We start from the raw sequence: 14,381 nt of genomic DNA, 5'->3' as shown, positions 1-14,381 counted from the left end.
GGGTTTCAGGCGGTGGTGACGTACTGGCCGTCGTGGTACAGCAGCGGGTCGTGCTCGCGCCGTTCGGCGTGCACGGCCAGGCGGGCCACGACGATGTGGTTGCTGCCGACGGCGAAGCGGTGCTCGACGAGCGCGCGCAGGTAGCTCGGGGCCTCGTCCAGGACCGGCTCGCCGGTCCGCAGCCGCGACCAGCGGGTCGGGTCGGCGAAGCGGTCGATGCCGCTGGTCGCGAACCGGCCGGCGAGGTCGTGCTGGCCGGCGTCCAGGAAGTTGATCACCAGGCTCTGGGTCGACTGGATCGTCGGCCAGCTGGACGCCGTGGTGGCGATCGAGAACGAGACCAGCGGCGGGAGCGAGCTGACCGAGACCAGTGAGGTGGCGGTGAAGCCGGCCGGGCCGTGGCCCGCGTCCGCGGTGATCACGACGACGCCCGCTGCGTGGCGGCGGAAGACGGAGCGGAACAGGTCGGCGTCGACGGTTCGCTCGTCCAGGTGGTCGGGCACGACGGTGAGCCCGGGGCGGTGGTTCTGGGCAGGGTTGATCGCGTGGACGGACATGACACTCCCTCTGGGCAGGGGTGAACCCGGCGGCGGACCTCTTGCGTCTTACCGCGACCGGTGTGGGTGGTGTTGCGACGGGGCTCGACGGGCCTCTTCGGCGGCGGCCCTACTGGGCCGGTGGGGCGGCTGTCAGCGACAGGTCGCGCTGGCCGTGCGCATCTGGTCGATGACGCGGCGGCGGGTCAGCAGACGGGTGGTCAGCACCGGCAGCGCGAAGAGGACATCGTCCCCGCGGCTGCTCGTCTGGTGCTGTCCGGTCGTCGTCATGTCAATTACTGTCTCATCAAAGTCGACTGGAAAACTAGACAATCTCGCCATCCGGGACAGCTGTCCAGAAAGAGCGGAGAAGGAGGTTGTGGTCGGGGTCGGCGGCGATGCGGCCGAGAAGGTCGTGGGGGCTGAGGTCGCAGCGGCCGGAAAAGAGGAAGGAGAGGAGGGGCCGAGAGTGAGGGGCGGGTCGGGCTCACACGTCTGGCGGGTGGTGCGTTCTACTGGCGTGATGGCTTTGACTAAGACCGGGTTGCCGCCGTTCCAGGTGCTCGTGGACGAGCACTGGCGGGACGTGATTCGGCTGGCTCGGGCGTTGGCCGGGCCGGTGGACGGGGACGACGTGGCGCAGCGGGCCTGGGAGAAGGCGTTCGCGGCGTACCCGAAGCTCACTTCGGCGCGGAACCTGCGGAGCTGGTTGCTGACGATCACGGCTCGGTGTGCGACCGATGTGCACCGGGCACGCAAGCCGCAGCGGCCGCTCGACGAGGCGCCGCCGATTGTGGTGGACGGCCCCGACGCGGCGGACTGGCCTGATCCTGAGCTCTGGAAGGCGGTGAGTGCGTTGCCCGAGCGGCAGCGGTACGCCGTCACGTTGAAGTACGTCGGCGACCTCGACCACCACGGTGTGGCCGCCGCGCTCGACACCACCCCGGCCGCGTCGCGTCGCCTGGTCAGCGACGCACTGGCCACCTTGCGCACCACCCTCGGAGTTGATGATGACTGACCTCGAACGACGCCTGAGCCGGCTCGACGGACCGCCGGCCCGCCCGCCGGCCTTCCCGACCGCGGACGTCTCCTACACCCTGCACGACACCCCGATCGGCACGCTGCTGCTCGCCACCGCCGCGGGCAAGGTCGTCGCCAGTTCGTTCGGCGACGAGGAGACGATGACGCGGCGGCTGGCGACCGCGATCTCGCCGCGGGTCCTGCGGCTGCCCGCGCCGCTGGACGACGTACGCCGGCAGCTGGACGAATTCCTCGCCGGGCGTCGGCGGACTTTCGACCTCGAGGTCGACCTGACGCTGGCGACGGATTTCCAGCGGCTCGTGCTGACCGACCTGCCACGCTTCACGGCGTACGGCAGCACCACGACGTACGGCGAGCTGGCGGGCGAGATCGAGCGCCCCAAGGCCGCGAGGGCTGTCGGCACCGCGCTCGGCGCGAACCCCTTGTGCGTGGTGCTTCCCTGCCACCGGGTGATCGGCGCGAGCGGCGCACTGACCGGGTACGCCGGCGGATTGGACGCAAAGCGTTTTCTTTTGAATCTTGAATCGAAAAGTTAAGTTTTCCATCCAAAGACCCAAAACATTTACACTCGATGCAGTAAAGAAGCAGGTCCCCATTGTGGAGTGGGGATCTGCTTCTTTCTTTTCCTGACGCGTCAGTCAATCAGTCGGTCGGGTGATTGTCCGGCTGGTGGATCTCGAGGATCAGCCGGCGCCGGCCGCCCCACTCGCGCTTGTAGACCTTGTAGTCCTTGATCCCCGCCGCCGCGCAGAGCCGGCCGTAGCTGGCCTCGTCGTGGATGAAGTGGATGCTGCTGGTGCCGTAGTGCTCGGTGGTGACGATCCGGTGCTCGGGTCCCTGGCGCAGCCCGTTCGCGATCTCCGACGCGGTCGCCGGTCCCCACACCGGGCCCTCGATCACGGCCAGGCCGCCGGGCTTGAGCACCCGGGAGATCTCCCAGATCGTCGACAGCTGCTCGTCCTCGGCGAACAGCTCGTGGAACGCCGTCCACAGGCAGATCACCGCGTCGAACGAGTCCGACTTGTACGGCAGGTCGGTCATCGAGCCGATCGCCCAGTCGACCTTCAGCTCCTGCTCGGCGGCCTGGGCCTGACCGGCTTCGAGCAGGTTCGGCGAGATGTCGAGGGCGCGGACGACCTTGCCGGCCTTGCTCAGCGGCAGCGCGATCCGGCCGTAGCCGCAGCACAGATCGAGCACCGACTCGCGGCCGTCGAGCAGTTCCTCGACGGCCTTCACGACGGCTGCGTCCCGCTCGGGCGTAGTACGCGCGGCCAGACCCTCGGCGCCGATTTCGGCGTACTCGGCCCGGCTGCGCAGTGCGGAGTTCAGCATTGCGCAAGTATCCCGAAGACTTGTGTCACTGTCTCCTTTTGCGCCCGATCGCACCGAAAGCGATCGCGGCGACCATCGAGACAATGATCGACGTGTACGTCGCACCGAGCCATCCCGGCACCGGAGCGCCGCCGAACACCTTGGCCTGCACGTCCAGCCAGAACGGCGACCAGCCGCTGACCGTGCCGGGGTTCACCAGCTGGTACGCGACGAAGCCGAAGACCCACGCGACCGCGGGCTGCCAGCGGAACGGCGCGGTGTCGCTGACGTTCCAGTTCATCCGGCTGACCACGAAGAAGTCCGCGATCGCCACCGCGAACAGCGGGATGAACACCGAACCGATCAGGTACAGGAACTGCGTGTAGTTGCCGAGATCAACGAACAGCGCGAGACCGGTCGCGAGGACGCCGATGCCGACCGACAACCAGCGCCGGTCCAGGTGGCCGACCAGGTTGTGCGCGGCCATCGTGGTCGAGTAGACGTTCGCGTAGGCCTCGTCCACCTCGTCGACCAGCAGCACGAACAGCGCGATCGCACCGGCCGGCAGGGTGACCAGCGCGGTGATCACGTCGGTGCTGTTGGTCTGCAGGGTCGCGACAGCCAGGACGCCGAGCGCGTAGTACAGGATCGCCGCGAGGCCGTAGCCGAGCGACGATCCGGCGAACGCGGCCTTGTTCGTGCGCGAGTGCCGGGTGTAGTCCGCGGCCAGCGGCGCAAAGGAAACGACACCCGCCGCAGCGAGGTCGACGCCCGGCCAGAAGCCGAAAACGCTGTCCTGCGGGAGATCGTGGGCCGGCTTGCTGAGCACCTGGACGAAGAGATAGATCGATGCCAGCAGCACCAACCAGACCATGAACTTGCGCAGCAGCTTCACGCTGCCCAGCGGCCGGACCGCCATCGCGGTCGCGATCACGCCGGCCAGGATCACGAACAGCCAGCGCCAGCGCTCGCCCGTCACCGCGACCGCGGCCTGCGAGATCACGATGATCTCCATCGTGGCCCAGCCGATGTTCTGGGCGATGTTCAGCACGGTCGGCGCCATCGATCCACGGCGCCCGAACAGTCCGCGCAGGCTGGCCATCGCAGGCGCGCCGGTGTGCGAGCCGAAGACGGCGGCGCCACCGAGCACGAGCGCGCCGATTCCGCAGCCGATGACGACGGCGAGCAGCCCCTGCCAGAGCGAGCCGGTGTACGCCGCGACGAGCGCGCCGGTGACCGGGCCGAACAACGAGATGCCGAGATTTCCCCAGAGGGTGAACTGGTCGAAGAAGCCCAGAGTCCTCGGTGCATCAGTGGTCAGTACGAGCGGCGCTTCGGTCGTCGTACTGGGTTTGCGGACAGCAGTCGTGGTCATCTGACCTGCTCCCTACGCCGGCATTACCCGGTCAGGTTCAGGCGGTCGGCGACCCGGCTGCTGCTTGTCGCCCTCTCAGCCCGCAATTCGGTGCGAGCTCCCGCGGAGGTATGTCGTTATCGCGTCAACGATAACGCGTCATCCAGCTTTGTATACACCGGCCGCCCGGTGGATGAACGCGGCCAGCTCCCGCCCGTTGGTCAGGACCGGCATGTGCGAGCCGGTCGGCAGCGTCCAGGCCTCGCCACCGGCCAGGTCGGCGAGCCGCTGGGCCCAGGGCGCCGGGCACAGGTGGTCGTGCGAGCACCGGAGGATCACAGTCGGTACGGCGACCTGCGGCAGCGCGGCGGCCAGGTCGTAGTGGCGGGCCACCTGCTCGGCCCGGGCCATCGCCGGGAAGCTGGTCCGGAAGTACTGCTTGGCCAGGGTCGGTACGAGGTACGGGCGCTCCCACAGAGCGGAGCGGGCCCAGCGGCCGGCCAGTGTGGGCCAGCCGGAGGCGCCGACGTCGCCGGTCGGGCCGAGCAGGATCAGGGCGGACACCAGGTCGGGGCGCGACAGTGCGGTGGCGACGACGACGTGACAGCTTGCCGAGTGGCCGACGACAACAGTCCCGGGTTTCAGGTGCCCTGCCAGGCGATCGGCGAGGGCCTCGACGTGCAGGTCGTCGTCCTTGGCGGTGCGTTCGCCGTACCCGGGGAGGGTGACGATCGTGGACGGGATCTCCAGGTGCCGCTGCGTCGGGGCGTAGGACTCCGGCCCGAGACCCAGCCCTGGCACGAGGACGACCGGCGCGGTCATTCCCACGGCGGCCGGTCGGGAGCCGCCTGGACGACCGGGTTGGACACGTCCGGCTTCAGCTCGCGGTAGCCGAGCGCCAAGCCCAGAGCGAGCAGGAGCAGGCCGAAACCACCCCAGCCGTACGCCGTCGGGAGGCGGTGCAGCGAGTCGTCGACCGCGCCCAGGCCGGTGCTGAGCACCATGCCGAGCCAGATGAGGATCGGGATCAGCGACAGCGCCACCAGGCCGAGTCCGCCGAGCTCGAACGGGTCCAGCTCGCGGCGGGCCTTCCGGCGTACCTGGAGATCGCGCAGCCACATCACCAGGGCGGCGACGCCGACGATGAGGACGAGCAGCTGGCCGATGGTGTCCAGGACGTCGGTGCGCAGCGGGTGGTTGAGCGGGGAGCCGGGGGCCTGGGAGATCTCGCGCAGAGAGACCCGCTGGACCGACACGACGAGCAGGCCGTAGACGGCGGCGATCACCGCGGCCAGCAGGACCACGCGGGCGGCTCTGGGATCGCGGCGAGGCTCAGGCCCGTACGACGGGAGCTGGTGGGACTGCGGCGCGGAGGGAGCGCCGTACGGGTGGCCGGGCCGGTAGGCCGGCGGCTGGGTGTAGCCGTGCTCGACCTCGGTCGGGTAGCCGTAGCCCTGCTGCTGCTCGGTCTCGGGCGGGTAGCCCTGCTGCTGCTCGGGTGGCTGCGGGTAGGCGTCGTGCCCGTACGGGACCGGCTTGGCGTAGTACTGGCTGCGGTCCGGCTCGTCCGGGTCGTCGCCGCGCCCGTAGGTGGGGAACTGGGGTGACGACATCAGGGCTCCCTCGGCTCGGTCTTCTCGTCAGACTCTCACGCGGAGGGGCACCTAGCTAGGTTGCTTTGGTCGTCGGCCAGGCGTTCGGGAGGCAGCCGCCGAGGCCCTTGGTCTGCTGCATCATCACCGGGGCCGGCGTGTTCGGCTTGTCGCAGTCGGAGTGACCGTGACCGAGCGCGTGGCCGACCTCGTGGTTGACCAGGTAGTTGCGGTAGAGATCGACGTCGCCGTTGTAGGCGGGCACGGCGTACACCCAGCGCTTGGCGTTCAGCACGACCCGGTCCTCGACCCGGCAGGAGACCTCACCACCGGTCTCCAGCGGGAGACAGAGCTTGTCGGTCAGCGTCGGTGTGGCCAGGATGATCCGCAGGTCGGAGTCCAAGCTGTCGGTCCGCTCGAAGCTGACCGGCTGCAGCGCCTGCCAGCCGCGCGGGTCGGTCAGCGTCTTGTGCACCGCCGTCGCGACCGCGGCCGCGTTCAGCGACAGCCCCTGCTCGATCTCGATCCGGTAGGTGATCTTGCCGATGTTCCGGGTCGCCTTGGCCGAGCCCGGGACGACGCTGAGCTTGCCGCTCGAGATCGTCACGTTCGGCTTGGAGCCCTTCGGCGGCCGGGTCAACGTCGGCGCCGGGCGCTGCGGCATGGTCAGCGTCGGCACCGCGGACGGCAGGTGCGTCGGTACGACGACCGGCTGCACCGGCGGCTGCGCGACCGCGTCCTGCTGGTCGGCGAACGACGCCGCGAGGCTCTGCCGCCCGGCGTCCGGGTGCACGACCATCACGGTCCCGAGCACCGCCAGCGCGGTCACCGAGAACCACTGCGCCTTGTACGACTTCTTCCGGCTGTGCCGCCCGCTGCTCTTGCGGCGCCGCGCGGATCTGGACGCACGCGTGCCCTCGCGCTGGCCAGTCCGCCGGGTGGTCATGTCGATTCACCCTAGCGACTCCCCGGTAATTCCCGAAAGGCCACTTCATGTCAGCTTCAGGTCAAGACTCTTGCCCTAGGCCGTGCGGGTCCTCAGGAACTTGCCGAAGTGGGGGACGGTGAAGGCGACGGTGCCGCGTTCGGCGGAGAAGACCAGGCCCTTCTTGATCAGGCCGTCACGGGCCGGGGACAACGACTGGGGCTTGCGTTTGAGGGTGCCGGCCACCTCGGAGGTGGGGACCGAGCCGTCGGCGACGCCGACGCCGAGCTCGGCCATCGCGCGCATGTACTCGCGCTCGGCGGGGGTGGCGCGCTCGTAGCGGGAGCCGAAGAAGCCGACGGTCAGTTCGGCCGAGGCCTCGGGGCCGGCGACGGCGACGTCCTTGACGGTGATCGGGCTGGCGGGGGCGTGGTCCCACGTGGCGTGCGCGAAGGCCTGGACGAAGTACGGGTAGCCGTCGGTCTGCGCGTACAGCTCGTCGAGGGCCTCCTCCTCGAAGTACACGTCCTCGGTCTCGGCCGGGATCATCAGCGCCCGGTCGCAGGCCTCGCGGGCCAGCCGGTCGACCCGGACGTAGCGGAACAGTCGCTCCGAGTACGACTTGCTCGCCGACAGTACGGCGGGCAAATGCGGCAGCCCGGCGCCGACCACGACCAGCGGCGCGCTCTGCTGGGAGATCTCGTGGCAGGCGGCGCACAGCGCGGACAGGTCGTCGTCGGAGATGTCCTGCATCTCGTCGATGAACAGCCCGACCCCGACCGACAGGTCCCCGGCCAGGTCGGCCGCGTCGGCGAACAGCTCGATCAGGTCCATCTCGAGGTCACCCGAGTCGGCCCGGCCCTTCGCGGCGGCCACGTCGACCGGCGGGTGCCACTTGATGCCCTTGCGATCGTTCTGCGCGGTCCGCAGCGCGAAGGCCTTCAGTACGGCGCTGAACTGGTCGACCCGCTCGTCGTCGCGGTGCCGGTGGCCCAGCTCGCGCATCGCGGTGTGCATCGCCTGCGCGATCGGCAGCCGAATGCTCTGGTCCGGCCGAGCCTCGATCTTGCCGGTGCCCCAGGCGCGTTTGATCGCCTGGCTGCGCAGGGTGTTCAGCAGAACGGTCTTGCCGACCCCGCGAAGTCCGCTGAGCACGAGGCTTCGTTCCGGCCTGCCCGCCGCGACACGTTCGAGCACCACTTCGAACTGCCGTACCTCGGTGTCGCGTCCGGCCAGCTCGGGCGGGCGCTGGCCGGCGCCGGGCGCATAGGGATTCCGGATCGGATCCATGCATTTCACTGTATGAGCGTGTCTAGGGTTTTCCTTAGATTTCGCTAGCGAACCCGAGCGCGTGTCGCTGCTCTGTCAAAGACTTGCCGTGTCTAGCGAAATCACTAGATTTCACTAGACGTCCACATCGATCCGTAGCTGCGACTGTCGACTGGCGGGGCGACTACTTGGTGGCCCGGGGCGCACTAAGGTCGGCGCATGGGTGGGGTCGAGGCCAGGGACTGGGCCGTTCAGGCGGCAGTGCAGTACGAACGCATGCACCAGCAGTACGTCGGCGGCGCCCGCAAGCTGGAGTCGCTGATCGACGAACTGATCGGTGACGAGGAAGGCATCAACTACCTCAGCGCGACCGCCCGGGCCAAGGACCCGGAGTCGTTCCTGGCGAAGGCGTCCAAACCGCGGGCCGACGATCCCGACCGGCCGAAGTACGACGACCCGCTGAACCAGATCACCGACCTGGTCGCGGCCCGGATCATCACCTTCCTGGTCGAGGCCGTCGACCGGGTCTGCGAGGTGATCGAGGCCGAGTTCGAGATCGTCGAGCACACCGACATGGGCGCGCACACCCGCGCGCAGGGCGTCTTCGGCTACGCGAGCAAGCACTACTTGGTCCGCCTGAACGCGACCCGCCGCGAGCTTCCCGAGTACGCCGTACTGCGCAACCTCGTGATGGAGATCCAGGTCCGGACCGCGGTCCAGCACGCGTGGGCCGAGTTCGAGCACGACATCCGGTACAAGCTCGACATCCCGCCGGACCGCAAGCCGGAGTTCGACCGGCGGTTCCTGCTCGCGGCGGCGCTGATGGAGCTGGCCGACAACGAGTTCACCGAGATCGACCGGCTCTACCGCGAGCTGGCCGCGGCCGGCGACGACGAGACACCGCGTGACCTGACCGCGGCGACGCTGACGACGTACCTGACCCGGCGGTACCCGGACGCGCCGCACGCCAAGACCAACCACTACGCGTGGATCCTCGGCATCCTGGCCGATCTCGGCGTGACGACGGAGGAGCAGCTGACCGAGCTGCTGCAGGGGATCGACAGCGCGGCGGTGCAGGCGGCGATGACGCACCGCTTCCCGGCAGGTACGGTCCGGCGGCTCGACGACGACCTGCTCGCGGCGAAGGGTTCGGCGTACGTCGAGCTGTTCCCGGAGGAGGAACGCCGGCAGAAGATCCTCCGCGGCCGGCTCAAGGCGCTGGCCCGCGCAGGGATCAGCTGAGGTCCTGCGCCACGGCTTCCGCCGTACGGCGAGCCCAGCGGCCGGTCGTGATCAGGCCGAGGACCAGGACGAGCGCGCCGCAGCCCGCGATGATGTACCAGCAGAGCTGAGCCGCGGAGACGAAGCCGGTCTCCAGCGGGCCGACCAGTTGGGCGGTGAGCACGGTGCCGACGATCGCGACGCCGAGGGACGCACCGACCTGGCGGCTGGTCGACGCGATCGCCGCCGCGACTCCGGCCTGGGCGCGGGGCATGCCGGAGACGGCCGCGTTGGTGATCGGTGCGTTGAGCATGCCGAAGCCGAGCCCGAAGATCAGGTAGCCGCCGAGCAGCTGCAGGGTCGGCGTACGGGTGGTGAGCTGGGCCAGGATCAGTCCGCTCACCCCGAGCATGCTTCCGGCAACGATCAGCGGCAGGCGTGGTCCGCGGTTGCCGACGAGCCAGCCCGAGATCGGCGCGAACACCACGGTCATCGCGGCCATCGGCAACGTCAGCAGCCCGGCGTGCAGCGCGGTGAAGCCGCGAACTTCCTGCAGGTACAGGGAGTTGAGGAACAGGAACCCGGACAGAGCGGCGAAGCCGGCGACCGCGATCAGGGTCGCGCCGGAGAACGGCGCGCTGCGGAAGAACCTGGGTTCGAGCAGCGGCTGGTCCCGGCGCCGTTCGTACAGCACCAAGCCGATCAGCGCGCCGACGGCGATCACGAAGCAGGAGACGATCAGCGGCGACGTCCAGCCGGCCTCGCGGCCCTCGATGATCCCGTACGTCATCCCGGCCAGCAGCAGGACGACGAGCACCTGCCCTACCGGGTCGATCCGGCGCGCGACCATCGCCCGCGACTCGGGCACGAACCGCATGGTCAGCAGCAGGGCGATCAGTACGACGGGAACGTTGATCCAGAAGATGTACCGCCAGCCGGCCGAGTCGACCAGGGCGCCGCCGACCAGCGGGCCGACCGACATGCTCAGCCCGACGACACCGCCCCAGACCCCGATCGCCTGGGCGCGCTCGCGCGGGTCGGTGAACGTGTTGGTGATGATCGACATCGCGACCGGGTTCAGCATCGAGCCGCCGATCGCCTGCAGCATCCGGAACACGATCAGCAGGTCGACCGTCGGCGCCAGGCCACACAGCAGCGAGCCGACCCCGAACAGCACCAGCCCGACCTGGAACGTCCGCCGCCGTCCGACCCGGTCCGCGGTCGAGCCCGAGATCATCAGCAGGCTCGCCAGCACCAGCGTGTAGGCGTCGATCGTCCACTGCAGCTTCGACACCGAGGCATCCAGGTCGGACCGGATGGCCGGCAGCGCCAGATTCACGATCGTGGAGTCCAGACCGACGATGAACAGGCTCAGGCAACAGATGCCCAGCACCAGCAGACGCTGCCGCCGCGTCAGCTCACGCACCCGTTCCAGCCTCCCGTCCACAGCCCCTCGGGAAGCCTACAGACCACCTGGCGAAAAGGGTTTGAGGGTGGGTCGAGAGGGCGCCTAGGCTTGGTCTGTTCGCCGGTCTGGTGTCCCCAAAACCCCCTCCTACGCCTCTTGTGAGACGTCATGTCGTTGCGCCTTGTTCCGTTCGCCGATCCGGGTGTGCCCGACACCCGGTCCGGTCTCCGACTCATCCTCTGGCTCGAGCACCAGCAGCTCCGCGGGCAGCTCGCCGCGCTCGGCTGGGGAATGCTCTTCTTCGGCGGCATCGCCGCGTCGCCGGTCGCGGTCGGTCTGGCCGTCCAGGCCGTGATCGACAAGTCCTGGTCGAAGCTGGTCCTGGCCGTGCTCCTGCTGCTCGCCTTCAGCGCGGCCAAGGCCGCGGCCGACTCCTTCTTCCACCGGGCGGTGGTGACGAACTGGATCAGTACGGCGTCCCGCCTGCAGCAGCTGCTGATGCGCAAGGCCGCGGAGCTCGGGTCGCTGCTGACCCGCCGGATCGCCGCCGGTGAGGTGGTCGCGGTGAGCAGCGGCGACGTCGAGAAGATCGGCTGGTTCGTCGAGATCCTCGGCCGGTTCGCCGCCGCGCTGCTGACCTGCTTCGCGGTCGTCGTCGGGCTGCTCTTCTACGAGCCGCAGCTCGGCCTGGTGGTCCTGATCGCCGTACCGATCCTGGCCTTCTCGATCGTGCCGCTGATGGGTCCGGCCGAGCGTCGCGCCGACGCGCAGCGGGCCAAGGGCGGCCGGGCGACAGAGCTGGCCGCCGACACCGTCGCCGGGCTGCGCGTGCTGCGTGGCATCGGTGGCGAGCAGCTGTTCCTGGACCGGTACCGCTCGGCCTCGCAGGAGTACCGGCAGAGCGCGGTGCACAGCGCCCGGATGTGGTCGCTGATCGCGGCCCTGCAGGTGCTGCTGTTCGGGGTGTTCCTGGTCGTCATCGTGTGGTTCGGCATCCGCCTGGTGGTGGCCGGCCGGATCTCGGTCGGTGAGCTGGTCACGACGTACGGGTTCATCACGTTCATGCTGGTGCCGCTGCACACCTTCGAGGAGACGGCCAGCGCGTTCATCTTCTCCAAGGTCTCCGCGCGCCGCGCGGCCCGCGTGCTCTCACTGCAGCGGATGGACGACACCCGTGGGACCGGCGAGGCCCAGGTGCCTGAGGGCGACCTGTTCGACCCGGTCTCCGGGCTGGAGGTGCCGGCCGGCAGCTTCACCGCGGTCGTCTGCGGCAACCCGGACGCAGGTGGCCGGCTGGCCGACCACCTGGGTGGTCACAGCCCGGAGGCCGAGCCGGACGACCTCTCGGTGCTGCTGGACGGCGTCGCGCTCGACGACCTGCCGCTGGAGTCCGCCCGTACGGCGGTGCTGGTGCAGGACAAGGACCCGGTGCTGCTGTCCGGGACCGTGCGCGACCTGTTCGACGTACCGTCGAGCGGAGCCGTCACGGCCGAGCAGGCGCTGGAGGCGGCGCAGTGTGCCGACATCCTGGACGTACTGCGGCAGTCGCTGCCGGCAGGCGGTCCGACCGACCCGATGCAGGCGATCCTGACCGAGCGCGGCCGGTCGCTGTCCGGCGGTCAGCGCCAGCGGGTCGCACTGGCCCGTTCGCTGTACGTCGATCCCGCCGTGCTCGTGCTGGACGAGCCGACCAGCGCGGTCGACGCGCACACCGAGGCCCGGATCGCGGACGGCCTGCGGGCGCTGCGCTCCGGCCGGACGACCGTGGTGTTCACGTCGAGCCCGCTGATGCTGGACCGCGCCGACCGGGTGGTGTTCGTGCCGGACGGCCGAGTCGCCGCCGTCGGCGCCCACCACGAGCTGGTGCACACCGACCGTCGCTACCGCGCAGTCGTGACCCGTGAAGACGAGCCTCTCGAGGAGATGGCGTGAAGCGCCCCGAGTACGACCCGGCGGCCCCGCAGGAGGCGGCCCGCCTCCCGGTGGCCGGTCCGGCGACGGTCAAGGCCTACCTGAAGATCCTGTTCCGCCGGCACCGCAGGGCGTTCGGCTGGTTGACCGCGGTCAACGCGATCGCGGCGCTGAGTGGCATGGTCGGGCCCTGGCTGCTCGGCAACGTGGTGGAGAAGCTGTCCGTCGGCGACCACGACGTCGACCTTCCGTACGTCGTGCTGGGCTTCGTGGTCGCGCTGCTGGTGCAGACCGTGTTCGTCCGGATCACCCGGCTGCGCGGCGCCGTGCTGGGCGAGGAGATGCTCGCCGACCTGCGCGAGGACTTCCTGGTCCGCTCGGTGGCGCTGCCGCCGGGCGTGCTGGAGCGCGCCGGGACCGGTGACCTGCTGTCCCGGATCACCACGGACGTCGACCGGCTGTCGCACGCCATGCGCGACGCCGTACCGCAGCTGACGATCGCCGTGGTCTGGGCCGGGCTGCTGATCGGTGCGCTCGTGGTGACCGCGCCGGAGCTGGCGGTCGCCTTGGTGATCGCGGCGCCGGTGCTGATCATCGGCGGTCGCTGGTACTTCCGCCGCGCGCCTTCGGCGTACCGGTCGGAGGCCGCCGGGTACGCCGCGGTCGCGTCGGCCCTGGCCGAGACCGTGGACGCCGGCCGCACGGTCGAGTCGCACCGGCTCGGCCGCCGCCGGATCCAGCTCGGTGACACCCGGATCGGGCAGTGGGTCGCCTGGGAGCGGTACACGCTGTACCTGCGGATGATCCTGTTCCCGGTGATCAACATGACCCACGCGATCGCGCTGGCCGCGGTGCTGATGATCGGCGGCGCGCTGTCGATCGAAGGCTGGATCACGGTCGGTGCGCTGACCACGGGTGCGCTCTACATCCAGATGCTCGTCGAGCCGGTCAACATGATGATCCGCTGGTACGACGAACTGCAGGTCGCCCAGGTCTCGCTGGCGCGGCTGGTCGGCGTACGGGAGATCGAGGAGGCCGCGAACAGCGAGCAGGACGAGCCCGACGGGCGGACCGTGCTGGCCGACGAGGTCCGCTTCGGGTACCTGGAGGGCCGCGACGTGCTGCACGGCGTCACGCTCACCGTCGAGCCGGGCGCCCGGGTCGCGCTGGTCGGGCCGTCCGGTGCCGGCAAGTCGACGCTGGGCCGTCTGCTGGCCGGCATCTATTCGCCACGCTTGGGAGACATCACCCTGGGCGGTGCGGCGCTCGGCGAGATGTCGGCCGAGCAGGTGCGCAGCCACGTCGCACTGGTCAACCAGGAGCACCACGTCTTCGTAGGCACCATGCGGGACAACCTGCTGCTGGCCCGGACCGGGGCGAGCGACGCGGAGCTCTGGGACGCGCTGCGCTCGGTCGACGCGCACGCCTGGGTCGCCGGGTTCGAGCACGGCCTCGACACCGAGGTGGGCTCGGGCGGTACGACGCTGACGCCCGCGCAGGCTCAGCAGGTCGCCCTGGCCCGCCTGGTGCTGGCTGACCCGCACACGCTGGTGCTGGACGAGGCGACGTCGCTGATGGACCCGCGAGCGGCCCGGCACCTGGAGCGATCGCTGGCCGGCGTACTGGAAGGCCGGACCGTAGTAGCGATCGCGCACCGCCTGCACACCGCGCACGACGCGGACGTGATCGCGGTGGTCGAGGACGGCCGGATCGTCGAGCTCGGCGGGCACGACGACCTCGTCGACGCGGGTGGTCCGTACGCGGCGCTCTGGCACTCCTGGCACGGAGATCGCTGAGCCCGTCTAACGACACG

General features: G+C 69.8%; 14 protein-coding genes and 1 riboswitch. Of the genes, 5 read left to right on the top strand and 9 right to left on the bottom strand.

Going from position 1 to position 14,381, the window contains the following annotated elements; all coding sequences use genetic code 11:
• Nucleotides 1-5: 5 nt before the first annotated feature.
• On the bottom strand, nt 6-557 hold the full coding sequence (locus tag ACYVIO_RS07215; protein WP_460649866.1) for a flavin reductase family protein: 552 nt from the start codon (nt 555-557) through the stop codon (nt 6-8).
• Nucleotides 558-689: 132 nt separating this feature from the next.
• Nucleotides 690-827, bottom strand: a complete 138-nt coding sequence (locus tag ACYVIO_RS07210; RefSeq protein WP_460649865.1) for a hypothetical protein — start codon at nt 825-827, stop codon at nt 690-692.
• A 232-nt stretch (nt 828-1,059) separates the two neighbouring features.
• Here ACYVIO_RS07210 and ACYVIO_RS07205 point away from each other — a divergent pair, with 232 nt between their 5' ends.
• Together ACYVIO_RS07205 and ACYVIO_RS07200 are read left to right on the top strand one after the other, a co-directional pair.
• Nucleotides 1,060-1,554 carry an RNA polymerase sigma factor gene (locus ACYVIO_RS07205; RefSeq protein ID WP_460649864.1) on the top strand — a complete coding sequence of 165 codons (495 nt, stop codon included), beginning with the start codon at nt 1,060-1,062 and terminating at the stop codon, nt 1,552-1,554.
• Entirely contained in the window at nt 1,547-2,113 is a 567-nt protein-coding gene (locus ACYVIO_RS07200) for a methylated-DNA--[protein]-cysteine S-methyltransferase (RefSeq protein WP_460649863.1), read from the top strand. The genes ACYVIO_RS07205 and ACYVIO_RS07200 overlap by 8 nt, the downstream gene beginning before the upstream one ends.
• Before the next feature lie 106 nt (nt 2,114-2,219).
• Here ACYVIO_RS07200 and ACYVIO_RS07195 read toward each other — a convergent pair whose 3' ends face one another.
• The 6 genes from ACYVIO_RS07195 to ACYVIO_RS07170 all read right to left on the bottom strand — a co-directional run bounded on the left by ACYVIO_RS07195 (nt 2,220) and on the right by ACYVIO_RS07170 (nt 8,049).
• Nucleotides 2,220-2,909, bottom strand: a complete 690-nt coding sequence (locus ACYVIO_RS07195) for a class I SAM-dependent methyltransferase (protein ID WP_460649862.1) — start codon at nt 2,907-2,909, stop codon at nt 2,220-2,222.
• Nucleotides 2,910-2,934: 25 nt separating this feature from the next.
• Entirely contained in the window at nt 2,935-4,263 is a 1,329-nt protein-coding gene (locus ACYVIO_RS07190) for a purine-cytosine permease family protein (RefSeq protein WP_460649861.1), read from the bottom strand.
• Nucleotides 4,256-4,377, bottom strand: a riboswitch (TPP riboswitch). It overlaps the preceding gene by 8 nt.
• 24 nt (nt 4,378-4,401) lie before the next feature.
• Entirely contained in the window at nt 4,402-5,064 is a 663-nt protein-coding gene (locus tag ACYVIO_RS07185) for an alpha/beta fold hydrolase (RefSeq protein ID WP_460652067.1), read from the bottom strand.
• A complete protein-coding gene (locus ACYVIO_RS07180; RefSeq protein WP_460649860.1) occupies nt 5,061-5,855 on the bottom strand; it encodes a hypothetical protein in 795 nt (264 codons plus the stop codon). Before ACYVIO_RS07180 ends, ACYVIO_RS07185 begins: the two co-directional genes overlap by 4 nt.
• A gap of 55 nt (nt 5,856-5,910) precedes the next feature.
• A complete protein-coding gene (locus tag ACYVIO_RS07175) occupies nt 5,911-6,780 on the bottom strand; it encodes a DUF3152 domain-containing protein (RefSeq protein WP_460649859.1) in 870 nt (289 codons plus the stop codon).
• Between the two features lie 75 nt (nt 6,781-6,855).
• Complete coding sequence (locus ACYVIO_RS07170; RefSeq protein WP_460649858.1) at nt 6,856-8,049, bottom strand: ATP-binding protein; 1,194 nt, start codon at nt 8,047-8,049, stop codon at nt 6,856-6,858.
• Nucleotides 8,050-8,247: 198 nt separating this feature from the next.
• Between ACYVIO_RS07170 and ACYVIO_RS07165 the strand changes: the two genes are divergently transcribed.
• Nucleotides 8,248-9,270: a GTP pyrophosphokinase gene (locus ACYVIO_RS07165; RefSeq protein WP_460649857.1), complete on the top strand. Its 1,023-nt coding sequence runs from the start codon at nt 8,248-8,250 to the stop codon at nt 9,268-9,270.
• Here ACYVIO_RS07165 and ACYVIO_RS07160 read toward each other — a convergent pair.
• Nucleotides 9,263-10,675 carry an MFS transporter gene (locus ACYVIO_RS07160; RefSeq protein ID WP_460649856.1) on the bottom strand — a complete coding sequence of 471 codons (1,413 nt, stop codon included), beginning with the start codon at nt 10,673-10,675 and terminating at the stop codon, nt 9,263-9,265. The genes ACYVIO_RS07165 and ACYVIO_RS07160 overlap by 8 nt on opposite strands.
• A gap of 150 nt (nt 10,676-10,825) precedes the next feature.
• Here ACYVIO_RS07160 and ACYVIO_RS07155 point away from each other — a divergent pair, with 150 nt between their 5' ends.
• Nucleotides 10,826-12,589, top strand: a complete 1,764-nt coding sequence (locus tag ACYVIO_RS07155) for an ABC transporter transmembrane domain-containing protein (protein ID WP_460649855.1) — start codon at nt 10,826-10,828, stop codon at nt 12,587-12,589.
• Nucleotides 12,586-14,364, top strand: a complete 1,779-nt coding sequence (locus tag ACYVIO_RS07150; protein WP_460649854.1) for an ABC transporter ATP-binding protein — start codon at nt 12,586-12,588, stop codon at nt 14,362-14,364. The genes ACYVIO_RS07155 and ACYVIO_RS07150 overlap by 4 nt, the downstream gene beginning before the upstream one ends.
• Nucleotides 14,365-14,381: the final 17 nt, after the last annotated feature.

Source organism: Kribbella endophytica, assembly GCF_054781295.1.
This window is presented reverse-complemented; position numbering and strand designations above follow the sequence as displayed.